Below are 22,078 nucleotides of genomic sequence, written 5' to 3'. Positions count from 1 at the left end.
TTGTTGACTACCAGACAGTCTCCCGGGTTCAGATATTCAATGATATCACGAAAACGCGATGCTGCGTCTTTCCGCTTTCTCTGTCAAGTACCAGCAGTCTGGAAGAGGAACGGTCTTCCAGTGGATCCTGTGCGATCAGTTCCTGCGGCAGATCAAAATAAAAATCCGATGTTTTCATATATATACTCCTTAATAATAAATATGATTTTCTTCAACTAAAACCGGCTTCTCGCCTCTGTTACAGGTTACAATCGACACGGCACAGTTTTTTGATACGCCGCCATGCCAGTAATCTTCCCGGTTGCTTTCTCTTATGCTGTTGAGCAGTCCGCGAAGTGCACAGCCATGCGTCGACACGAGGATCGTCTTATCTTGAAGTTCTTTTCGACTGCAGATATCTTCCATAAAATCCCGGGTACGCTTTTCCACATCATCCAGACTTTCCCCGCCCGGTGCTGCCACATAATCCTGCGGGGCATGGAAGAAGTTTTCAATCCACTGCTGCGGCACCTGCCGGTTTTCTTCTGCATAACAGCAGCCCTCATAGATTCCAAAGCTGATCTCGATCAGACGCTCATCCTCTATGATCGGGACCTCTCTTCCGGCAAGGATACACTGTGCCGTGTGTTTTGCACGGATCAGTGGACTGGTAAAAGCCATGTCAAACGTTACATCACGAAGTGCCTTTCCGGTCAACTCTGCCAGATAGATCCCATTTTCATTTAAATCAACGTCAGAACGCCCCTGGAGGCACTTACGTGCATTCCAGGGGGTCTGACCATGACGTATGATATACATTTTCATGTGTTATTCTCCAGATTACTGACGAAGTTCGATACCCATGCTTTCCAGTCCATTGAGGATCTTCTTCATCACCGTAGTGATCTCTGCTTCTTCCATGGTCTTGTCTTTTGCACGGAATACCACAGAATAAGCCATAGATTTATAGCCTTCTTTGATCTGAGTTCCTTCATAAATATCAAACAGTTTGAAGCTTTCCAGATGTTTGCCTCCACGCTGAACGATCATCTCTTCGATTTCACCGGCAAGTACATGTTTCGGAACCACCATACTGAGGTCACGTGTCACAGCCGGGAATTTCGGAATACCTTCGTATTTGCGGTCGAAGGAAGCCCTCTCCACGATCTTCGGCATGTCCAGAACGGCAACATATGCCTTTTCACCGATTCCGTAATTATCCAGAACCTGTGGATGAACTTCGCCCAGGAATCCAATCACTTCTCCGTCGTAGAGGATGTTTGCCTGTCTGCCCGGATGTAAAGATGGCTGTCCTGCGTTCGGATCGTACTGCGGAATCTTATGCATGCCTGCTTTTTCCAGGAACTCTTCTACGACACCTTTCATGACAAAGAAATCTCCGCTGCCGTACATACCAAGCGTGAACTGCATACGCTCATCCGGAAGCTCGGTAAGCGGCAGTGCTTTCGGCAGATAAATGTTTGCCAGTTCATAGAGACGAACGTCTTTGTTTCTGTGGCTGTAGTTATAGCCAAGAGAAGAGAGCATACCATTTAAGGAAGTCGTTCTCATGATGCTGAAATCATCGCCGAGCGGGTTGGAGATCCTGATGGCCTGACGCAGTACAGAATCTTCGGGGATCAGCAGTTTGTCGAATACCTTCGGGCTTTCGAAGGAATAATTCATGCCCTGGGAGAATCCGCAGAATTCTGCGATATCTTTTGCAACATTTTCTACTCTGTGATGGAACTGAAGTTTACCTGTAGTAGCTTCTCCTTTTGGCAGCGTCGTCGGGATATTATCATATCCATAGAAACGTGCCACTTCTTCTGCGATATCTGCGGTGCGGAAAATGTCATGACGGAAGGTCGGTGCAATGATCTCATTGCTCTCTTCGTCATAGGCAAGTTCTACATTTGCAAGATAATCCAACATCTGTTCGCTGGACAGATTGGTTCCAAGCAGTGCATTGATGCGTTCTGGCTCAAATTTCACGCGAACCGGCTCTTTGCGTTTGGAGTATACATCTGCCATGCCACCGACTACTTCACCGGCACCCAGTTCTTCGATCAGCTGGCATGCACGATTGATCGCTGCCTGTGCATTGTTCGGATCCAGACCTTTTTCGAACTTGCCGGAAGCATCGGTTCTAAGACCGATTTTCTTTGCAGAAAGGCGGATGTTGGTGCCATCAAAACATGCAGCCTCAAACATCATCGTCTTTACATTGTCAGTGATCATAGAATTCTCACCGCCCATGATGCCGGCAATGCCAACAGCTTTCTCACCGTCACAGATCATCAGAACAGAATCATCCATCGTACGTTCCTGACCGTCCAGTGTGGTAAATTTTTCGCCGTTTTCGGCTCTGCGGACCACGATCTTATGACCTGCAAGGGTGTCATAATCATAGGCATGCATCGGCTGGCCGTATTCTTCCATTACATAGTTTGTGATATCGACAATGTTGTTGATCGGACGGATTCCGTTTGATGCCAGTCTTCTCTGCATCCATTTCGGTGACGGAGCGATCTTGATATTTTTTACGACACGTGCACAGTATCTCGGGCAGAGATCCTTGTCTGCCACTTCAACGGTCACATAATCGTTTGCATTTTCATCATTTCCGGTCTCTTTTACAACAGGAGGCACAAATTTTTTTCCGAAAGTTGCTGCCACTTCTCTTGCAATACCGATCACGCTGTAGCAGTCTACACGGTTGGATGTGATCTCGTATTCAAATACAACGTCATCCAGTCCCAGTGCTTTGATGGCACTTTCGCCTACCACTGCATCTTCCGGGAAGATATAAATGCCGTATTCCGGTGCTTCCGGATACATATCTCTGGTAGAACCAAGTTCTTCAATGGAGCACATCATACCATCTGACTCAATGCCGCGAAGTTTTCCTTTTTTGATCTTGATACCGCCCGGTGTTTTTTTGCCGTCATGTCCGCCTGCAACGCGTCCGCCGTCTAAAACAACCGGAACCTTGTCTCCTTCTTTTACATTCGGAGCACCGGTTACGATCTGGATCGTCTTCTCGCCGATATCGACCTGACAGATGATCAGTTTGTCTGCATCCGGATGTTTTTCAATTTTATCGATCTGACCGATGACGATCTTGTCCAGATCTGCATCCAGTCGCTCAAATCCTTCTACTTTTGTTCCGGATAATGTCATGGCATCTGTGTACTGCTGTGCCGTAACATCCAGCTCTGGAACATATGCTTTAATCCAAGATAATGATGTATTCATGGTTATATTTCCTTTCCTGTACTTTCCGTTGATTTTCTGTTTCGCATCCGCATTTTTAGAACTGCTTCAGGAAGCGGATATCGTTCTTATATAATTCACGCATATCATCGATTTCATATTTCAGAAGTGCAATACGCTCCAGACCTACACCAAAAGCAAATCCGGTATATTCTTCCGGATCAATACCGCACATCTCAAATACATGCGGATGAACCATACCGCAGCCAAGGATTTCGATCCAGCCGGAACCTTTACAGAAACGGCAGGAATGACCTTCAATCTCACCGCTGCCGCCGCATTTGAAGCAGCTTACGTCAACTTCCGCACTCGGCTCTGTGAATGGGAAATGATGCGGACGGAATTTCGTCTTTGTCTCCGGTCCGAACAGCTGTTTTGCGAACTCTTCCAGAGTACCTTTCAGGTCTGCAAATGTAATATTTTTATCTACAACCAGACCTTCGATCTGATGGAAGGACGGGGAATGGGTTGCATCCACTTCGTCAGAACGGAATACTCGTCCCGGTGCGATCATACGGATCGGCAGTTTGCCCTGTTCCATAATGCGGGCCTGTACCGGAGAAGTCTGGGTACGAAGCACGATATCTTTATTGATATAGAATGTATCCTGCTCATCTTTTGCCGGATGGTTTGCCGGAATGTTCAGTTTTTCGAAGTTGTACAGATCATACTCGATCTCCGGTCCTTCTACGACTTCATATCCCATACCGACAAAGATACGCTCTACCTCTTCCAGAGCGATTGTATTCGGATGACGATGGCCAACGTTGATCTTCTTTGCCGGAAGTGTCACATCAATGACTTCCTGTTTCATCTTTTCTTCGCGTGCTTTTTCTTCCAGTTTTTTCTTTGTCTCTTCTAAAAACTCCTCAATCGCTTCTCTCGTTTCATTAACCATCTGGCCAACGAACGGACGCTCTTTTGGATCTACATTTTTCATTCCTTTTAATACAGCAGTCAGTTCACCCTTCTTTCCAAGAAAAGAAACCCTTACCTCATTCAGTTTATCAAGTCTGTTTGACTCGCGTATCTGTTTCAGTGCTTCCTCCCGGATTGCCTGCAGTTTGTCTTTCATGTCTCATTCTCCTTGTAAATTAAAATAAAAAAGCTCCATCCCAAAATAGGGACGAAGCGATCTTTCCGTGGTACCACCCTGATTTCTGTCATCTGACAGACACTCAATGTTGTTTAACGCACAAGTACGTCGCTCCCTACTGTCTTCAGGAACGCAGCTCCAGTGTGAAATTCATCTCTCTGTCTGTACCGTGGAAGATTTTCAGCCGATGATCCTCCCTCTCTGTCGGGAAACAGGAAACTACTTTGCACTTTCAAAGCCTTTCGCATTTCAATCAAAATCATTATAACATCAATTTTTAAAATTACAACCCTTTTTCGATCGCATCTTTTGAAAACTTTTCCGGCTGCTCCAGATAGCAGTTGATTTCTGCCCCCATAAACAGCAGCCACATACAGAAATACAGCCACAGCATGACCATCACGACCGTTGTCAGACTTCCATAGATTGCCGACATCCCTTTGGAATATTCGATATAGACCGAAAAGCCATAGGAAAACACCGACCAGGCAAAAGAAGTGGCCACTGCTCCCGGAAGCTGAGAAAAGAAATCCTGTCTCTTATACGGAAGCCACGCATACATCGCACAGAAGATCATGCACAGCAAAAGGATCGTTCCAATCGTCCGGGCACTGATGATCAGCCAGGATACGGCTCGCAGCCACGGCAGATAATGCAGAAGATAATCATGCAGCAGATTGCCGAACACAAACAGCCCCATCGCCAGAATCAGCGATATCAGCAGCAAAATAATATAAAGAGCTGCCCGGAATCTTGCCAGAAAATAATTTTTCCGGATCTTTGTGTCATAAATCTTATTCAGTCCTTTGGATACAGACATCATGGCCTTGCTGCACGCCCAGACTGCTGTGATCACCGTTCCAGAGAGCAATGCGGTGGATTTTGTATACACAGATCCGACTAACGTTTCCAGGTACGCATGGAAACCTTCCGGAAAGATCACCTTCAACAAGGTCATAACGTCTTCTTTTGTCATCGGCGTGTACTGGAGCAAAATAAGCAGCAACATCACAAAAGGAATAAATCCCATAATGATAAAAAAAGCAGACTGTGCCGAATAGGCATCCACTCTGTCCTCTGAACTTTTATCCATAAATCTCAGCAGCCAGCGAACCAGCTGTATCACGTATCGCATATGATCTCCACTCCGTCTCCATAGTAATACTTCAAAATTTCCTGACAGCTCCATCCCTCTTCCGCCAGGTGTTTTGCACCATTCTGACTCATGCCGTCCCCGTGCCCATATCCCCCTCCATTCAGCAGAAAACCGGACAGCACGCCACCCTGATACTGTGGGGTAATATAAAAGAACGCACTCGGAAGAAGTCCAAGACTTGGGGCCGTGCTTCCATCCTGTAAGATCACAGCCTGATCACCGGGCCGCAGAAACTGGCGGATCGCATACTCTCCTTCGATTGCTACCGTCCCAAGTGTCCCTGTGACCTGCAGCACTTCTGCCCTTCCATTTTCAAGTCGCTTCAAAACGTTTAAGCTTAAAATCTGCCCGATCTGTCCCGGATAAAACGTTTCGGCAGCGGCATTTAGTTCCTCTGTCGAAAAAAGTATATTCCAGCGATACCAGGATTCTTCACGCTCCGCATCGGATGCTCTGCTGCCGGACATCGCTGCACAGAAAACGGCCTCGTTGGAAGCTTCCTCCTCCATGCGAAGTCCGCAGGACGTTGAATAATACAGCGTATTTTCAATCTGCCCGTCTTCTTTTATCACCATCCCGGCAGTCTGCTGCACTGCCTGCACGGCAGCATCCGTCTTTCCAATATTATTATACACCTGATAAGAAACGCTGTCATCCAGATCTGCACCAAATTCCTCGCAGCGACTGTTCTCCATCTGAAGCATTGCATAACATCTGGCACAGACTGCCTGGGCTTTTAACGCTTCGATCGGATAGGAAGAGGGCATTTCACTTGGAACCACATAGCACAGATAAGTTTCCAGCGGAAGCGTATTGATCAGGATCAGACCTTCCTCTCTTTTCTCCACATGAAGACTCCCTTCGTAAGAGGGACACTCTGCGGCACGTTTCAGATACGGAAGCTGAAATACACCGTCTTCTTCCATTGTAAAGACCAGATCGCCCTGCAAAAATTCATTGCTTTGCATCGTGAGCTCAACCTGCTCACCGGCCTGGCAGTGCCGTTCTGTGCCTTGTCCGCTCACCCGAAACGGCACATCTGCCGTAATCGTGATCCGGTCATGGTATTCACTCGCATAATTGTCACTGCACAGCAGGACACGGATGTCCGGATTTGCATCTGATGCCATTCTTTCATCCTTTTCTGCAGTTTCTGTCTCCGCTCCCGCTTTGTTTTCCGCCATTGTTTTGCTTTCTTTTCCGCTCTGCCCTGTGCTGCGGTTTCCGCCTTTTTCCCGGTTTTCTCTCAGCACCTGTTCCTGAAGCTGACTCTGTTCTGCCAGAAAACTCCGACTGCTGCTTGTCAAAACAATCCCATAACGATCATACAAGGACAGGAGCATTGCAGCCAATGATGCACATCCAAGTAAGAAAAACTGTCTTTTTGCAATCCTTTTCACCTGCGGACACTCCTTTTACTTTTCAGAACCATTACCTGTTTTTTAAATATATTCCTGTCCTTGTATAAAATACCTGATTTTTTATTTTACTGCTGAAAAATAGTAAATGGTTGTCGTTTCGTATTTTGCACCGGCACGCAGTACGGTAGACGGAAACGTCTCGTGATGTGTTGCATCCGGGAATCCTTGTGTCTCAAGGCAGAGACCGGAGCGTTTCTGATAAACGACACCTTCTTTTCCCTTTGGAATACTCTCAACAAAATTACCTGCATAGAACTGAACGCCAACTGCATCAGAAAAGACTTCCATACGTCTTCCGCTTTCCGGTTCGGATACTTCTGCAATCTTACGGATTGTTCCGTTGCTGTTGTTCAGCACGTAGTTGTGATCGTATCCGCCGGCGATCTTCAGCTGCTCATAATCTGCCTCAATATCTGCTCCGATGCTTTTTGCAGCACGAAAATCCATCGGTGTTCCCTCTACCGGAAGGATCTCTCCAGTTGGGATCATGCCCTGTCCTACCGGTGTGAACGCATCTGCATCCAGCCATAAAATGTGATCTTCGATCTTTCCTGCTGCATGTCCTGCCAGATTGTAATATCCGTGATTAGTCATATTGGCAATCGTATCTTTATCAGAAGTTCCTTCGTAGTGAATCTTCACTTCGTTTTCCATGGTCAGTGTATAAGTAACGGTGATATCAAACGTACCCGGCAGTCCCTGTTCACCGTCTGCACCGACATGATGGAAACTTACACTGTTGCCATCCTCGTCTACGGACGCATCCCAGATGATATTGCTGTAACCTTCACTTCCGCTGTGAAGATTGTTTTCGCCTTCGTTTTTTTCCATCTGATACACGTGTCCGTCAATCACGACCTGTGCATCTTTTGTCCGGTTTCCGTTTCTTCCGATGATTGCACCAAAATAACAGGTTCCCTGCTCATAATCCTGCACATCATCATATCCAAGCAGTACATCTTTGCTTCTGCCCTTTGCATCCGGAGCAAGGATTGACACCATGGTTGCACCATAATCGGTCACTTCCAGTGCCATACCTTTTCCATTTACCAGTGTATAGATATGTGCAATCTTACCTTTTGAAGTTTTTCCAAATTCGCTTACTTTAATACCCATTGCTCCAAAATCCTCCTGTGAAAATTTATCGTTTTCAGTATAACATTACCCGTTTTAAATTGCAATGCACGATAGATGTCTCCATTATAATAGGGAGTTATATTTTTTGTCAATTTTATAATTATGATGTGGGTGTCAAAAGTCCCCAACTATGATGCCTACGGATTGTTCTCAGGAATTTCTCGTATAATCAAAATATCTGGAATATGCCACAATTCCACAGATAGCATAAAAAATCATTGCCAAAACGAATCCCTCAACGCTGCGTACAAATAATACCAGTATCAAGATCAGAAGAAACGTCGGCAGTTCCATCCGATGCAGCCATTTAAACATGTGATAACGCTTCGGTGACATTTCATGTTCTGCTGTTTTTGCATTTGTTGTCTCACATTCTATCATCGCACCAAAACGTGAAAAATGTCGATATGCACTGTATGGGATTCCATCTAACATAAATTCCGGATACATTCCTTTTTTTGTTATCACAATCTTCATTCCTTTTTCAGAGGCATACTGTAATAATGCTTCCTCAAATTCTTTCGGATTCATGCACATAGTATCCGGCCTGAAAGAGAAGCGTGCCTCTGCTTCTGCTTTCGATACTTTTTTGAAATCATTCAGCAAATCCGCAAAAACGGCACCTTTCTTTTCCTTTTCATCCATTTTCTTCAAATAGTACTGTGGATCAAAATCTTCAAAATTTTCCACTTTAATTTCCATGCAGAAATCAATTACATCCGTCAGTTCTGCTCTCTGCCTTTCCAGTCTCTCTTTCTGTTTTTGTATTACATTGCCAAACATTTCCGGATGATCAATAGTATCCCTGATCTCATCAATCGGAACATCCAGCTTCCGTAAAATCTTAATCTGAAGAATCCGTTTTATATCTTCCGGCCTATATTCACGATATCCATTCTTCTCATTTCGCTTTGGCTGCAGCAGGCCCATCTTTTCGTAGTACCGGATATTTGCACGACTGATACCGGTCTGTTCTTCTGCTTCTTTGATATTGCTCATAAAACCTCTCCTCTCTTTGTACTTTGCATCAGGCAAGTACTTTATAGTGGGATTGTAAGGTATAAAGCTGCTTGAATGTCAAGCATTTTATAGAAAATTCCAGTCAAATCACAAACAAGACCTGCAATCCATATAGATTACAGGCCTTGCCATATCTTTGTCACAGAAATGCTCTGTGACAAATCTCATTTTACATTTACCATGTTGTTGATTGCAGTCAGCAGTGCATTGATGGAAGCACGGATGATATCCTGATCCACGCCGGCACCCCAGTAATGTTCTCCGTCTTTGCTGCGGATACCAACATAGGCGATCGCTTTGGAGCTGGAACTCTGTTCCAGTGCATGCTCCTGATAAGTTGTCAGATCATATTCCAGACGGAACTGATTCTTCAGTGCGTTGCTTACTGCATTCAGACGGCCATTTCCGGCTGCGATCGCAACCACGCTCTTGCCTTCACATTCTACAGTCACCTCTGCAATAATGCCATTATGCTGTTTGAAGTGTACTTCGCTGATATTGAACGGCGTTGTGATATCTTCAAATTTTTCTTTAAACAGATTGAAAATTTCCTGAGGCTGCAATTCTTTGTGCTGATGGTCTGAGCTGTCTTTTGCAGCATATCCCATTGCCTCACGCATTTTTGCCGGAAGGTTCAGTCCAAAGTTCTGCTCCAGAATATAGCCTACGCCGCCTTTTCCGGACTGGCTGTTGATACGAATCACGTCTGCCTCATATCTTCTTCCGATATCGGTCGGATCAATCGGCAGATACGGAACGGTCCAGGTCGGGCAGTCATGCTCCTCACGGTAATGCATACCTTTTGCGATTGCATCCTGATGGGAACCAGAGAATGCTGCAAATACAAGGCTTCCGCCGTACGGACTTCTCATATCAATATGCATGCCTGTATATTCTTCATATGCTGCAGAAATTGCCGGCATATCACTGAAGTCAAGCTGCGGATCCACACCCTGAGAATACATATTCAGTGCCAGCGTCACAATATCCACATTTCCGGTACGCTCGCCATTTCCGAACAGAGTGCCTTCAATACGATCAGCACCTGCCAGAAGTCCCATTTCTGCATCACTGATACCACATCCACGGTCATTATGCGGATGCAGAGAGATCAGCACATTCTCACGATATTTCATGTTTTTGCTCATATATTCAATCTGGCTTGCGTAAACGTGCGGCATTGCATTCTGTACGGTACTTGGCAGGTTGATGATGCATTTGTTATCTGCGGTCGGCTGCCATACATCCAGAACTGCGTTGCATACTTCCAGTGCATATTCCGGTTCTGTTCCGGTAAAGCTCTCCGGACTGTACTCAAATGCAAAATTTCCTTCTGTCTCATCAGCCAGCTTTTTCAGAAGTTTTGCACCGTCTACGGCAATCTTCAGGATCTCTTCTTTGGATTTTTTAAATACCTGTTCTCTCTGTGCCACAGAGGTAGAATTGTATACATGTACAATTGCTCTCGGAGCACCTTTCACTGCTTCAAAAGTCTTGCGGATAATATGCTCTCTTGCCTGTGTCAGTACCTGAATGGTCACATCATCCGGAATCAGGTTCTGATCGATCAGTGTTCTCAGGAAATTATACTCTGTCTCGGAAGCGGCCGGGAAACCGACTTCGATTTCTTTAAAACCAATCTTTACAAGCAGTTTAAAGAATTCTACCTTCTGTTCCAGACTCATCGGTACGATCAGTGCCTGGTTTCCATCACGCAGATCGACGCTGCACCAGATTGGTGCCTTATCTACATAAGTCTTTTTCACCCAGTCATTGCATTCTACTGGCGGCATAAAATACTGTCTCTGATATTTATTTACATTTTTCATCATTTTAACAGATCTCCTTTTCTTTTTGTCTTTGATTTATCCGGCAGGCATCGTTTGAAGAACATAAAAAAACCTTACGTCTCACTATAACATATCTGCTATCATAGAGACGAAAGGTAAAGTCTTCCGCGGTACCACTCTATTTTATGAATTCATTCATACTCTCACCGGATACGGATTTGCATCTTATATCCTGTCCCTGTAACGGTGGACTTCCGTCTGCTCCTACTCTCCTTTGATTTCAGGCAGCTGCTCCAAGGTCAGTTCCATTCTTTCCTTCCACTGTCTCGCATCACCCGACAGCTTTCTGTATTCTGGTCAAAATGTACTATTCCTCATCAACGCTTTTCCTATCAATGAATAAATATTACCATTTTCGACCAGACTTGTCAAGGTTTTTTCCCTTTCCTTTCAAGAATGCCTCTGCAATCCGCCGGAGGCTATATCAGATGGGAGATTGAATCCCGCCACTGATACAAGCTTGTTGCTCGCCGCCTGCAGAGGCGGGAGTCATCTCCCATCTGATATATATTTTCGATCCAGTGTAAAGCCTCTTCCACGCACTTCATTGATCTGCGTTACGGAAAGAAATGCTTTCTTATCGACTTCCTGCACCATATCGGTCACAGTATGCAGCTTTCTGGATGAGATCACACAACAGACTGCCATCTCATCTTTTTGCAGGTAGCCGGTTTCAATATGATACATTGTGGCACCAAGATCCAGTTTTTGAAGAAGCATATCGCGAATTTCCTGATAATGCCTGGATATGATCATAACCTGTACTTTTTTCTGTCCTGCCAAAGAGACATATCCGAGTACAATGGAACTTAAGATTACAATCAGGATTCCATACAGAACCTGTTCTTTTGTCGATATAACAACCTGTAACAGAAGCACTGTGAAATCGAAAAGATACATAGAAACCGCCACCGGAATCCCAAATTTTTTATTCAGGATCAACGGCGGGATATCCAGCCCTCCGGTCGATGCTCCGAACCGGATGACGATACCGACACCAAGACCGACCATAATGCCGGCATAGATAGCTGAAAGCAAAATGTCATTTGTCATCGTTGCGATCCACTGCTGTTGTGTAAAAAAAGAAAGGAACATTGGATACACAATAGTACTCACGATGGTCGTCAGTGCAAATTTTTTGCCGAGTACAAACGCCCCGACCGCAAACAAAATAATGTTATAAACAGCTACTGACACTGAGAGATCCACCCCGAATACTCTGCTCGTAACAAGTCCAAGACCAGTCGCTCCTCCGGTGATCATGCCGTGCGGCAATACAAAAGCTGCAATTCCAAATGCCAGGATCGCATTTCCAAGCAAAATACCGCACAATTCCAAAATCTGATACCCCAATTTCTTATTCATGTGCCTTCTCCTTTTCCTTAGTTTTTCCGGATAATCTGTTCTTATTCTACCCTGTCCGGCAATGCAGTGCAAGCCGCCGCATCATAGCAGTAACGCAATATCAGGATGACGCCTGGAAAAAATGTGGGACACACAAAACATGGACATCACCTGAAAACGGGAAAAAGCAGACTCCAGAACGGAATCTGCTTTTATCTTGCCAAATATAAATTGAAACCTTAAATCATTTCTCACTATAAGACGATAAACGATTAGTTGTTGATCAGTTTGTCTTCGCCATTCCAGCTGTACAGTTTTCTGATCTCTGCACCGACTTTTTCTGAAGGATGCTCGGAAGCCAGTTTTCTCATCGCTTTGAAGTGTACCTGACGTCCTGCCTGTGACATATCCAGAAGGAATTCTTTTGCGAAAGTACCATCCTGGATGTCTTTCAGAACCTGTTTCATAGCTTTCTTTGTGTCTTCTGTTACGATCTTAGGACCTGTGATATAATCGCCATACTCAGCTGTGTTGGAGATAGAATATCTCATTCCTGCAAAACCACTCTGGTAGATCAGGTCTACGATCAGTTTCATCTCATGGATACATTCGAAGTATGCATTTCTCGGATCATATCCAGCTTCACACAGTGTCTCGAATCCTGCCTGCATCAGTGCACATACACCACCGCAGAGAACTGCCTGCTCACCAAAGAGGTCTGTCTCTGTTTCTGTACGGTAAGTTGTCTCCAGCAGACCTGCTCTTGCTCCACCGATTCCAAGACCATAAGCCAGGGCTTTGTCCCATGCTTTTCCGGTGTAATCCTGCTCTACAGCAATCAGACATGGTGTTCCTTTTCCTGCCTGGTACTCGCTTCTTACAGTATGTCCAGGAGCTTTTGGAGCGATCATAGTTACATCAACATATGCCGGTGGTTTGATGCATCCGAAATGAATGTTGAAACCATGGGCGAACATCAGCATATCGCCTTCATTCAGGTTTGGCTCGATGTCTTTTTTGTACATATCTGCCTGCAGCTCATCGTTGATCAGAATCATAATGATGTCTGCCTGTTTTGCAGCTTCTGCTGCTGTATATACTTTTAATCCCTGAGCTTCTGCTTTTGCCCAGGATTTGCTGCCTTCATACAGACCAACAATAACATCACATCCGGAATCTTTCAGATTCAGTGCATGTGCATGTCCCTGGCTGCCGTAACCAATAATTGCAATCTTGTGTCCTTCCAGTGCGGAAAGGTTACAATCTTCCTGATAAAAAATTCTTGGTTCCATTTTATGTTCCTCCATTATGTATATATTTGTTAAAGGTATAATTAATGCCTCTAGCTTTCTTCTTTACAGGTAACGGACATCCTCCGCTCCTCTTGATAAACCTGTCATGCCTGTCCTTGCCAGCTCTAATATCTCGTAATCGCCAAGAAGTTTGAAAAATGCTTCAATCTTGGACTCTGTACCGGTAAGTTCAATGATCAGAGAATCAACTCCCACGTCAATAATTTTGGCACGGAAAATATTTGCAATGGACATTACATCCTGTCTATTTTCACGGCCAACTCTTACTTTTACAAGCACCAGTTCTCTTGTCACGCTTTCGCCTTCTGCCAGCTGTTTGATATCAACAACATCAACCAGCTTTGCCAGCTGCTTTGTGATCTGATCCAAAATCTGCTGATCGCCGTTTACGACAACAGTCATACGTGAGTATCTCGGATCCGCTGTCTCGCCAACGGTCAGACTGTCGATATTGTAACCACGGCGGCTGAACAGCCCTGCTACTCGACTCAGTACACCGGAGGTATTGTCAACCAATAAGGATAATACTCTTTTCTTCATTGGGATTTCCTGCTTTCTTTCAAAACTGCCTCTGTTCTCTTGAGGCTTATTGTATTTTACCAACAAATATTTACTTTGTCAATGTAAAGTGTCACTAAAATATAACGATAAATCCTTTTACTCCCATAATATTTTAGTTTTTTTCGTTTCCTGCTACATTTTTATAGCAGTTATAACAGTACTCTATGATATCCTTTCTGCGGATGATACCGATAAAGATCTTTTTATCGTCGATCACCGGGACAAAGTTCTGATTCATGGAAGTTAAGATCAGATCTTCGATCTCACAGTCGATATTGACCGGTTCGTTGTACCATCTGCGTTCCACCTGCGAAAGGGGAATCTCTTCTGTCATATGAAGATCCACAATCTTATGGTCTTTGATATACCAGAGCAGATCTCCTTCCGTCAGCGTTCCCACATAACAGCCATTGCGGTCGATCACAGGTACTGCACTGTAACGGTAGTGTTCCATTTTTTCAAGTGCCTGACGAAGAGAGTAATCATCATACAGATACGCCACTTCACTTTTTGGTGTCAAAGAAAACAATACATTCATAGTTTACTTTTATCTCCGCTTTTCTGACATTGCCGTCTCCCGGCAAATGTCGTTTCTTTTGTTTTTCTGTGCCGCACATCCGGTTTGGACGGACTGCTTTTGGCATCTGCCGGCTCAAAAATCATATCCCAGATTGGAAAGTACCTTTCCCGGCTGATCGTAGATCACCATGTCTGCTTTGCAGTCCGTGTAGTGTTCCTTTTCATGGATCACAACAATCTGCTCACCTTCAAAAAATTTGACATAATTTGAGTACACATCCGAAGATAATTTTGTTCCGAGCAAAAGAAGCACTTCTGCTTTTTCGACTTCTGTCGCTGCCAGTGAAGTCAGATGGCTGTCCAGCTGTTCTCCGTAAAGAGTCACACCGGGACGTACCACATTATTACAGTTCCGGCATCGCGGTGTCTTTTTGGAATCCCGGATATATTCCATCGGATATTCCTGTCCGCATTTCGGACAGCGGTTCTGATAGATGCTCCCTCGCAAACTGAGCACATTGCTGCATCCTGCACGTTTCTCCAGATCAAAAATATTATCGCTTAAAATACACTGGATCTTTCCTGCATCTTCCAGTTTTTTCAGTGCATAACAGGATTCGGAAGGCTTCCAGTCCTTTTTGAGAACTTCTGCCCTGTAAAATTCAAAAAAGGAATCCGGTCTTGTCATGTAATAGGCACTTGCGAAAATATCTTCCGGTGATCTTCCGTACTTCTGCTCAATCTCATAAGCATAATCCTGGTTTTGGAAAGTCCTGCATCCCGTCTCTGCGAGAATGCCGGAACCACACAATGCCACGGTATAATGGCTGTCATCTAATACTTTTTTCAAATACTCATACTTTTCTCCCATAAGCCTCATCCTCCTTGGAATAAGCATACCAAAAAAAGCAAGAGTATGCAATCCCTTAGTGAATGATCATTGCATTTTTTCCGAGTTCCTCGTAATATTTTGCAAATGTTTCTGCATCGCGTTCTACCAGTCCGTCCAGCGGATCCTGAATCAGAAGCGTACCGTTTTCTTTATCAAAACCACACATCACCATACAGTGTTCGTTGCGGAACCAGCGGTAGGTTTTTCCCTCAAACTCGCATACTTCATCCGTCGGAACCGGTTTCTCCAGATACATGGTATTCCAGATTATGATCGGTATCCCTGCCGCCACATAATTATAAAGATCTTCAAAGTCAGTATCTGAAATATCAAAGCCTCTTTTTTCACTTCCCTGTGCTTCCAGGAAATTATTTGCAGTCTTGACAAGTCCCGGTGCAAAAATACCGGCCCCGTCTTCCGTATGTGGATTTCCGATATAACCCATCGCAAAATTCCGGTCTGCAAAAACAAGATAATCATCTGCTATGGTTGTTTTCTCCAAATCAAATCCGAGATATTTGAGAACCATTGTCAGTGCCACAGATTCACACCCGGTCGGAAGTTCCGGATTCTGGAGAATATTTTCCATCTCAATTTCTTCTGAAGTCTTGTCTGTTTTTTCCAGAACAGGAAGTTCTCCTTCCGAAGTGGCATCCTCTGTTTTATCCTCTTCCGTTTCAGATTCTGTCTCCGTTTCCGGACGTTCTGTTTCCAAGCTGCCCTGCTCGACCACTTCCACGGCTTCCGTTTCCGGCTCTGTCTCTTTTTTCTTTTTTGTTTCTGTTTCAGACGTTTCACTCTGTCGGTCATCTGCATTTGTTTCAATATAAGCAAGCGGCTTTTTATGCAGCTCTTCACATCCTGTCATCAACACGGAGATTGTAAGCAACATGATGATACTGATTCTTTTCTTCATATTTACCTTTGAATATCCTTTCATTCATTTACAGATGTACAACGATTTCTGTTCCTTCTTCCATTTTGCTGTGGATTTCAATGTAACCGCCATAATATTCCACCACATGTTTGACAATGGACAGTCCAAGACCTGTTCCGCCCGTCTGTTTTGAATGACTTTTATCCACACGGAAAAACCGTTCAAAAATCCGGCTCTGATATTTCATCGGCACACCGATCCCGGTATCCTTCACACTGATACACGGATGTCCTTTCTTTTCGCTGACCGTAACCCACAGTTTTCCGTTTGGCTTGTTGTATTTGATTCCATTTTCGATCAGATTATAAAACAGATCATTCATCAGCTGCCTGGACGCGAGATACAAAACAGCATCTCCGGAAAGTTCAACCGTAACGTTCCGGCTCTGTGCCATCGGTTCCAGGCGGTCACAGACCTCTTTTGCAAAAGACAGCAGATCTATATTCTCTTTTCCATAATATACTTCCTTGTCATCCAGCTGACTGACTTTGATAATATCATTTACAAGCGTCAGCAGTCTCTCGGATTCCCTGTGTATTTTGGCGGCAAACTCCGGCACATCTTCCGGTGCAACCAGATGATTCTCCATCAGCTCGGCAAAACCAGAGATGGAAGTCAGCGGTGTCTTCAGTTCATGTGAAACATTTGCCGAAAATTCTTTTCGCATCCGCTCTGTCCGCTCCCGTTCAGTAATATCCAGGACCAGAATGATAATTCCCTGAATTTTTTGATTTTCCAGGATTGGATTTCCAAAATACTGAACTTTTTTATGATCCAGTTCCTGCATGGCAGTATGAACATTTCCTTTCAGTGCAGATTCTACTACCTCCTGCATCGGAATGCTGTCACAGAATCCGGAAATAGTCTGCCCGATAAATTTGCTTCCGGATACTTCAAACAGATCCTGGCAGCTCTGGTTCATATACTGAATCTTGCGGTCTGCATCCAGCATAATGAGCCCTTCATTCATATTTTCCGTAATTGCAGTTAATTTATACTCCTGTTCTTTCATATTTTGCATCTGCGTCTGGATTTTTCGATTCTGAAAACCAAGCCGTTTCTGCAAAACGCCAAGCTCCGGAAATACAAGATGCTCCATCGGATTTTCCAGATCAATGCCGTTGATCGCTTCTACGATATTTCTGGTAAGGAAATGGGCGATCAGAAATGTGATAAATATGACAAACAGTGCGATTCCGGTAAGTGCCGGAAGTACCTGTACAAACCCGCTCCAGATACTCAGTCCCTTACTTGAAAGACGCAGATATCTGCCGTCGGAAAGTTTTCGTGCATAATAATAAGTCTCCGACTGGATCGTACTGGAAATACGGCTGCTGGAACCTTCACCGTTCTTACTGGCTTTTAAGATTTCCGGCCGTTTTGCATGATTTTCCATACCCGATACATCTTTGACTTTATTGTCATACAACACCATACCATTTTCAGCGATCAGGGTGATGCGAAAATCTGTCTTTCCAGCTGCCGCCTGAAAAGCGACATCTGCATCTCCTTGCTTTTCCAGAAGTGCAGAAATGAATTCTGCCTCTTCCCGCATCCCTTCCTCTTTCTGATCATGAATCGTTCGATTATAAGAAAATATAAAAACAAACGATACAATGAGTATCGTTGTAAGTGCAACCCAGAAATAGTTTCGATAGATCCGTTGTTTCATCGCTTAATCCTCTATTTTATAACCGATTCCGCGTATTGTCTTTATAAAATCTCCGCATGTCCCAAGTTTCTGTCGCAGGGAACCAATATGTACGTCTACGGTGCGGCTCTCTCCCTCATACTCATAATTCCATATGGTGTTAAGAATCTTATCACGAGAGAGCACCAGCCCTCGGTTTTTCATAAGATAAGACAAAAGTTCAAACTCTTTGAACGTAAGACTGACCGCCTGTCCGCGGGCGTAAACCTCATGCTTCTGTTCATCCAGAACCAGCTCTCCGATCTTTAAGACTTCTCCCGCACTTCCTTTGCTCCGATCACTTCTGCGGATCACCGCCTTTACTCTGGAGATCAGTTCCATAACTCCAAACGGTTTTGTGATATAATCATCCGCACCGGAATCCAGACCCAGGACTTTATCGTATTCCGAAGATTTTGCCGTCATCATAATGACCGGGATATTCTCCGTATCCGGTCTGCTTTTCAGTTTTTTCAGAATGCTGACTCCATCCTCATCCGGAAGCATAATATCCAGCAGGATCAGATCCGGCTGCTGTTCTTTCATTCTTTTATAAAAAGAAGCAGCATTTTCAAATCCCATCACCTGAAATTCTGCGGTTTTCAGTGCGTACAGCACCAACTCCCTTATACTTGTATCGTCTTCCACGTAATAGATCCATTTTCCCATGACTGCTCCTTTATATTCCTTTTTATTGTTCTGACATCACATAGCCTGCCAGATTGTAGGCATGGTCAGAGATACGCTCCAGATTGCTGATAATATCCAGAAATGCCACTCCGCTTGTCGGATTGCACAACTGTCTGGAAAGGCGTTCAATATGCTTCTCCCTCAGCTCTTCTTCCAGATTATCGACCATATCCTCATATTTTACAACTTTATTTGCATCATCCATACTGACCTTTTCTCTGGCCGATATGGAAAATACAAAAGATTTTTCAACCAGATCCATGATCTCTGCCAGATCACATCTGCCTTCTTCGGAAAAAGTGATCGGTTCGCCATCCTCTTTGACATCCATCAGCTCCACAATGTTTTCCACATGATCGCCGACACGCTCGATGTCACTGACCGAATAAAACAGATCGTTGACAACCATGTGCTGGTCTTCATTCAAAGAAAGATTGCTGATCTTAACCAGGTACTCTGTGATCAGTTTTTCCATCTTATTGATGACTTTTTCCGTACGGTAAACCTGCTCGATTTTTTCTTTGTCATAATTCATAACGGCTTCAAAAGCACGTTCCATATTTTCGTTTGCAATGTGCCCCATGTGTACAACTTCCAGAATCGCATTCTCAACAGCAAAAGACGGTGTCTCCAGGATACGGTCATCCAGATGACGCAGTGTGATCGCATCGTCGCTCTGCTCTGCCTGTTCCTGTTCATCGCCGCCTTTGACCAGAAGACCGGATAATGCAACCAGTTTTCCCCTCAGCGGTGTCATAAGAACCGTACAGACAAGGTTAAAGATCGTATGGAATACCGAGATACCGACACTGTCGATCCCCATTGTCCCGAAAGCCGGGCGGAACTGAAACAGGACAAACAATCCGCTGCCCCAGACCAGTGCACCGAGTACATTGAACGTGAGATGGATCACAGCTGATCTTTTTGCATTGCGTGACTCGCCAAGGCTGGACAAAAGTGCCGTACAGCAGGAACCGATGTTCGACCCAAGACTGATATACATGGCAGAACTTGCAGTCACAACACCACCTGCCGCTGCAAGTGTCTGAAGGACACCAACTGCAGCCGATGAACTCTGCATGATCGCCGTAACGATCACACCGATCAGGATACCAAGGATCGGATTGCTGCCAAAGAGCTCAAATGCCCTGGTAAAGATTGGAAGATGCAGGTAATCTCCCGCAGCATCTCCCATAAAATCCAGACCGATAAACAAAAGGCCAAGTCCTACCAGGATCTCACCGACCGTCTGCTTTTTCGCCTTTTTGCTGAACATGATCAGAAAGGCTCCGATCCCGACCAGAAGTGGTGCATACAGAGAAGGGGAAAATGCCTTGAAAGCATCTCCCAGCTGTCCAAGTGATACGATCCACGCCGTAATACAGGTACCAATGTTTGCTCCCATAATGACGCCAACGGCCTGTGTCAGTGTCATGATGCCCGCATTGACAAATCCGACCACCATAACCGTTGTGGCACCGCTGCTCTGGATGATCGCCGTGACAAGTGCCCCGACCACAACTGCCATAAAGTGATTACTCGTCAGAATCCCGAGCAGCTCTTTCATTTTATTGCCGGCTGTTTTCTGAATGCCTCCGGACATACTGTGCATACCGTAGAGGAACATACCAAGGCCTCCGGCAAACATGAAAAGATTCCCAACGTCTGTGATCGTCATATATTTTCCCTCCACTCCAGATCACCTTTTTGCAGACCGATGACCAGAGATTCTGCTGTTGCGATATTGGTAGCAATCGGTATATTATAAATATCACATGCTTTTGAAATCATTTCAATATTCGGCTCTCTCGAATTGGTAAATAATGGACTGTAGAAAAAAATCACCATATCCAATCCGTTTCGTTCGATCATTTCTACAAACTGTTTATCTCCGCCCACGCTTCCTGCCAGGAATTTGTGGACATGAAGGTTCGTTGCCTCCTCTATACGCCTTCCTGTGATCCCGGTCGCATACAACTCATGTTTTTCCAGGATACGTTTGTAGGCAACGCAAAAATCCTCGATCAGATTTTTCTTTGCATTGTGTGCAATTAATCCTATGTTCATTCTCTATCTACCTCAGATCATTATAGAGTTCTGCTGACTGTATTTTCGCAGACTATGGTCATTATAGCACAGACTCCTGCAAAAAAGAAAGTATTTTGTCACCATATTCTTAATTTTAAAAAAAGCAGGCAAGAGAAGTTTTCTCTCACCCGCTTTTATCATTTTTCAATCCAAAACTTCAGAAGTTCCCGATCAGTACTGTGCAGTGCCGTTTCCGTTCATGCCGCTTCCGGCTCCTCCGGACATCTGTCGCTCCTGTGCTTCGATCATTTTTTTGACCATATAGCCACCTACAGATCCGTTCTGTTTTGATGTCAGGTTACCATTGTAACCATCCGTCAGAGGAACGCCAAGTTCGCTTGCCACTTCCATTTTGAACCTGTCAAGAGCACCTTTTGCTTCCGGTACTGCCGCCACATTAGATGAACGATTTGCCATAATTACATGCCTCCTTTGAAATGTTTTGTTTTCCTTTTCTTTTTCAGATGTGCAATTTTCTATTGCGATCCTAGTATGTGGATTTCATCCGGTTTTAAACTGGAAAGTGTTTCAAAGTATAGCATCTTATGACAATTTGATCTTAAAGCTCGATTTTGTAGCTGTCGTTTCCTTCGTCATTGATCGTATAGTATGCACAGCTATTTTCCGGCTGCAGGAATACTTTGATCGTCTTGATATCTTTGATTTTATTTTTCTGAACTTTTGTCCAGTTTTCTTTTACTTTTTTCTTGATTTCTTCCTGTGTGATCTGCTTGCCGGCAAATTCCAGAACGAACTCTTCTTTTACTGCTGCTTTTCTTCCCGGAGTTTTCTTCGGTTCTGCTTTTTCAGCTGTTTCAGCTTTGGCAGCCTTTGCAGCTTTTGTTGTCTCTTTTACTTCTGCAACTTTTTCTTTTACAGCTTCTTTTACTTCTGCTGCTTTTTCTGCAACTTTTTCTACTGCTGTAACTTTTTCTGCTGTTTCTTCAGCAACAGTTGTCTTTACTTCTTTCTTTGCTGCTTCTTTGTTTACAGCAGCTGCTGCATTTTTCTTTGCCTGTCTACGGTTTGCCATAATAGTTTCCTCCTCATAAAAAAACATTCTAAACTCTCTTGTTTTTAATGCTTCTTAAGCAATCGGCTTAATCATA

20 protein-coding genes, 1 pseudogene and 2 other annotated features are annotated in these 22,078 nt (G+C 44.4%); all 21 genes and pseudogenes read right to left on the bottom strand.

The features are described 5' to 3' along the window. A pseudogene (locus ACLTL4_RS04025) lies at positions 1-178 on the bottom strand (S-adenosylmethionine:tRNA ribosyltransferase-isomerase); the annotation flags it as partial. 11 nt (positions 179-189) lie between these two features. Then, positions 190-804, bottom strand: a complete 615-nt coding sequence (locus tag ACLTL4_RS04020) for a histidine phosphatase family protein (protein WP_022119608.1) — start codon at positions 802-804, stop codon at positions 190-192. A gap of 15 nt (positions 805-819) precedes the next feature. Then, positions 820-3,237, bottom strand: coding sequence for a phenylalanine--tRNA ligase subunit beta (gene pheT / locus ACLTL4_RS04015; RefSeq protein WP_250841017.1), 2,418 nt, complete (start codon positions 3,235-3,237; stop codon positions 820-822). Positions 3,238-3,292: 55 nt separating this feature from the next. After that, on the bottom strand, positions 3,293-4,330 hold the full coding sequence (gene pheS, locus ACLTL4_RS04010) for a phenylalanine--tRNA ligase subunit alpha (protein WP_022119606.1): 1,038 nt from the start codon (positions 4,328-4,330) through the stop codon (positions 3,293-3,295). Between the two features lie 44 nt (positions 4,331-4,374). Then, positions 4,375-4,596: a binding site (T-box leader), on the bottom strand. 38 nt (positions 4,597-4,634) lie between these two features. Further along, positions 4,635-5,486, bottom strand: coding sequence for a YihY/virulence factor BrkB family protein (locus ACLTL4_RS04005; protein WP_173897234.1), 852 nt, complete (start codon positions 5,484-5,486; stop codon positions 4,635-4,637). Then, the gene (locus ACLTL4_RS04000) at positions 5,474-6,907 is read right to left on the bottom strand and encodes a SpoIID/LytB domain-containing protein (protein WP_412290649.1); all 1,434 of its coding nucleotides are present in this window, start codon (positions 6,905-6,907) and stop codon (positions 5,474-5,476) included. The genes ACLTL4_RS04005 and ACLTL4_RS04000 overlap by 13 nt, the downstream gene beginning before the upstream one ends. A gap of 81 nt (positions 6,908-6,988) precedes the next feature. Continuing rightward, a complete protein-coding gene (locus tag ACLTL4_RS03995; protein ID WP_022119603.1) occupies positions 6,989-8,044 on the bottom strand; it encodes an aldose epimerase family protein in 1,056 nt (351 codons plus the stop codon). 171 nt (positions 8,045-8,215) lie between these two features. Further along, a complete protein-coding gene (locus ACLTL4_RS03990) occupies positions 8,216-9,064 on the bottom strand; it encodes a MerR family transcriptional regulator (protein ID WP_022119602.1) in 849 nt (282 codons plus the stop codon). Between the two features lie 185 nt (positions 9,065-9,249). Beyond that, a complete protein-coding gene (locus ACLTL4_RS03985; protein ID WP_412290662.1) occupies positions 9,250-10,914 on the bottom strand; it encodes a 2-isopropylmalate synthase in 1,665 nt (554 codons plus the stop codon). 102 nt (positions 10,915-11,016) lie between these two features. Further along, positions 11,017-11,265, bottom strand: a binding site (T-box leader). 159 nt (positions 11,266-11,424) lie between these two features. Further along, entirely contained in the window at positions 11,425-12,300 is an 876-nt protein-coding gene (locus tag ACLTL4_RS03980; protein ID WP_412290647.1) for a YitT family protein, read from the bottom strand. Between the two features lie 251 nt (positions 12,301-12,551). Continuing rightward, entirely contained in the window at positions 12,552-13,571 is a 1,020-nt protein-coding gene (gene ilvC / locus ACLTL4_RS03975; protein ID WP_022119599.1) for a ketol-acid reductoisomerase, read from the bottom strand. Positions 13,572-13,634: 63 nt separating this feature from the next. Continuing rightward, positions 13,635-14,132, bottom strand: coding sequence for an acetolactate synthase small subunit (ilvN, locus tag ACLTL4_RS03970; RefSeq protein ID WP_022119598.1), 498 nt, complete (start codon positions 14,130-14,132; stop codon positions 13,635-13,637). Between the two features lie 133 nt (positions 14,133-14,265). Then, positions 14,266-14,691: a CBS domain-containing protein gene (locus ACLTL4_RS03965; protein ID WP_147631401.1), complete on the bottom strand. Its 426-nt coding sequence runs from the start codon at positions 14,689-14,691 to the stop codon at positions 14,266-14,268. A 114-nt stretch (positions 14,692-14,805) separates the two neighbouring features. Then, the gene (locus ACLTL4_RS03960) at positions 14,806-15,543 is read right to left on the bottom strand and encodes a Sir2 family NAD-dependent protein deacetylase (protein ID WP_248834560.1); all 738 of its coding nucleotides are present in this window, start codon (positions 15,541-15,543) and stop codon (positions 14,806-14,808) included. Between the two features lie 55 nt (positions 15,544-15,598). Then, entirely contained in the window at positions 15,599-16,480 is an 882-nt protein-coding gene (locus tag ACLTL4_RS03955) for a C39 family peptidase (protein ID WP_412320259.1), read from the bottom strand. A gap of 28 nt (positions 16,481-16,508) precedes the next feature. Beyond that, positions 16,509-18,173, bottom strand: coding sequence for an ATP-binding protein (locus ACLTL4_RS03950; protein ID WP_412320258.1), 1,665 nt, complete (start codon positions 18,171-18,173; stop codon positions 16,509-16,511). Positions 18,174-18,176: 3 nt separating this feature from the next. Then, the gene (locus ACLTL4_RS03945; RefSeq protein ID WP_248834557.1) at positions 18,177-18,860 is read right to left on the bottom strand and encodes a response regulator; all 684 of its coding nucleotides are present in this window, start codon (positions 18,858-18,860) and stop codon (positions 18,177-18,179) included. A 22-nt stretch (positions 18,861-18,882) separates the two neighbouring features. Further along, positions 18,883-20,559: a Na/Pi cotransporter family protein gene (locus ACLTL4_RS03940; protein ID WP_147631397.1), complete on the bottom strand. Its 1,677-nt coding sequence runs from the start codon at positions 20,557-20,559 to the stop codon at positions 18,883-18,885. Next, positions 20,556-20,948: a methylglyoxal synthase gene (locus ACLTL4_RS03935; protein WP_022119591.1), complete on the bottom strand. Its 393-nt coding sequence runs from the start codon at positions 20,946-20,948 to the stop codon at positions 20,556-20,558. The genes ACLTL4_RS03940 and ACLTL4_RS03935 overlap by 4 nt, the downstream gene beginning before the upstream one ends. Before the next feature lie 192 nt (positions 20,949-21,140). After that, a complete protein-coding gene (locus tag ACLTL4_RS03930) occupies positions 21,141-21,386 on the bottom strand; it encodes a small, acid-soluble spore protein, alpha/beta type (protein WP_412320257.1) in 246 nt (81 codons plus the stop codon). A 142-nt stretch (positions 21,387-21,528) separates the two neighbouring features. Further along, positions 21,529-22,002, bottom strand: coding sequence for a DUF6465 family protein (locus ACLTL4_RS03925; RefSeq protein WP_147631396.1), 474 nt, complete (start codon positions 22,000-22,002; stop codon positions 21,529-21,531). Between the last annotated feature and the right edge of the window lie 76 nt (positions 22,003-22,078).

The organism is Hominisplanchenecus sp. (assembly GCF_046967715.1).
In the GTDB taxonomy this organism is placed as follows: domain Bacteria; phylum Bacillota; class Clostridia; order Lachnospirales; family Lachnospiraceae; genus Hominisplanchenecus; species Hominisplanchenecus faecis.
The sequence above is the reverse complement of the archived record's forward strand: the minus strand, read 5'-3'. Positions and strand labels throughout refer to the sequence as shown.

Coding starts and splice junctions, on each gene's coding strand:
- ACLTL4_RS04020 (WP_022119608.1), bottom strand. CDS start 804: ATGAAAATGTATATCATACGTCATGGTCAGACCCCCTGGAATGCACGT.
- pheT (WP_250841017.1), bottom strand. CDS start 3,237: ATGAATACATCATTATCTTGGATTAAAGCATATGTTCCAGAGCTGGAT.
- pheS (WP_022119606.1), bottom strand. CDS start 4,330: ATGAAAGACAAACTGCAGGCAATCCGGGAGGAAGCACTGAAACAGATA.
- ACLTL4_RS04005 (WP_173897234.1), bottom strand. CDS start 5,486: ATGCGATACGTGATACAGCTGGTTCGCTGGCTGCTGAGATTTATGGAT.
- ACLTL4_RS03995 (WP_022119603.1), bottom strand. CDS start 8,044: ATGGGTATTAAAGTAAGCGAATTTGGAAAAACTTCAAAAGGTAAGATT.
- ACLTL4_RS03990 (WP_022119602.1), bottom strand. CDS start 9,064: ATGAGCAATATCAAAGAAGCAGAAGAACAGACCGGTATCAGTCGTGCA.
- ACLTL4_RS03985 (WP_412290662.1), bottom strand. CDS start 10,914: ATGAAAAATGTAAATAAATATCAGAGACAGTATTTTATGCCGCCAGTA.
- ACLTL4_RS03980 (WP_412290647.1), bottom strand. CDS start 12,300: ATGAATAAGAAATTGGGGTATCAGATTTTGGAATTGTGCGGTATTTTG.
- ilvC (WP_022119599.1), bottom strand. CDS start 13,571: ATGGAACCAAGAATTTTTTATCAGGAAGATTGTAACCTTTCCGCACTG.
- ilvN (WP_022119598.1), bottom strand. CDS start 14,132: ATGAAGAAAAGAGTATTATCCTTATTGGTTGACAATACCTCCGGTGTA.
- ACLTL4_RS03965 (WP_147631401.1), bottom strand. CDS start 14,691: ATGAATGTATTGTTTTCTTTGACACCAAAAAGTGAAGTGGCGTATCTG.
- ACLTL4_RS03960 (WP_248834560.1), bottom strand. CDS start 15,543: ATGGGAGAAAAGTATGAGTATTTGAAAAAAGTATTAGATGACAGCCAT.
- ACLTL4_RS03955 (WP_412320259.1), bottom strand. CDS start 16,480: ATGAAGAAAAGAATCAGTATCATCATGTTGCTTACAATCTCCGTGTTG.
- ACLTL4_RS03950 (WP_412320258.1), bottom strand. CDS start 18,173: ATGAAACAACGGATCTATCGAAACTATTTCTGGGTTGCACTTACAACG.
- ACLTL4_RS03945 (WP_248834557.1), bottom strand. CDS start 18,860: ATGGGAAAATGGATCTATTACGTGGAAGACGATACAAGTATAAGGGAG.
- ACLTL4_RS03940 (WP_147631397.1), bottom strand. CDS start 20,559: ATGACGATCACAGACGTTGGGAATCTTTTCATGTTTGCCGGAGGCCTT.
- ACLTL4_RS03935 (WP_022119591.1), bottom strand. CDS start 20,948: ATGAACATAGGATTAATTGCACACAATGCAAAGAAAAATCTGATCGAG.
- ACLTL4_RS03930 (WP_412320257.1), bottom strand. CDS start 21,386: ATGGCAAATCGTTCATCTAATGTGGCGGCAGTACCGGAAGCAAAAGGT.
- ACLTL4_RS03925 (WP_147631396.1), bottom strand. CDS start 22,002: ATGGCAAACCGTAGACAGGCAAAGAAAAATGCAGCAGCTGCTGTAAAC.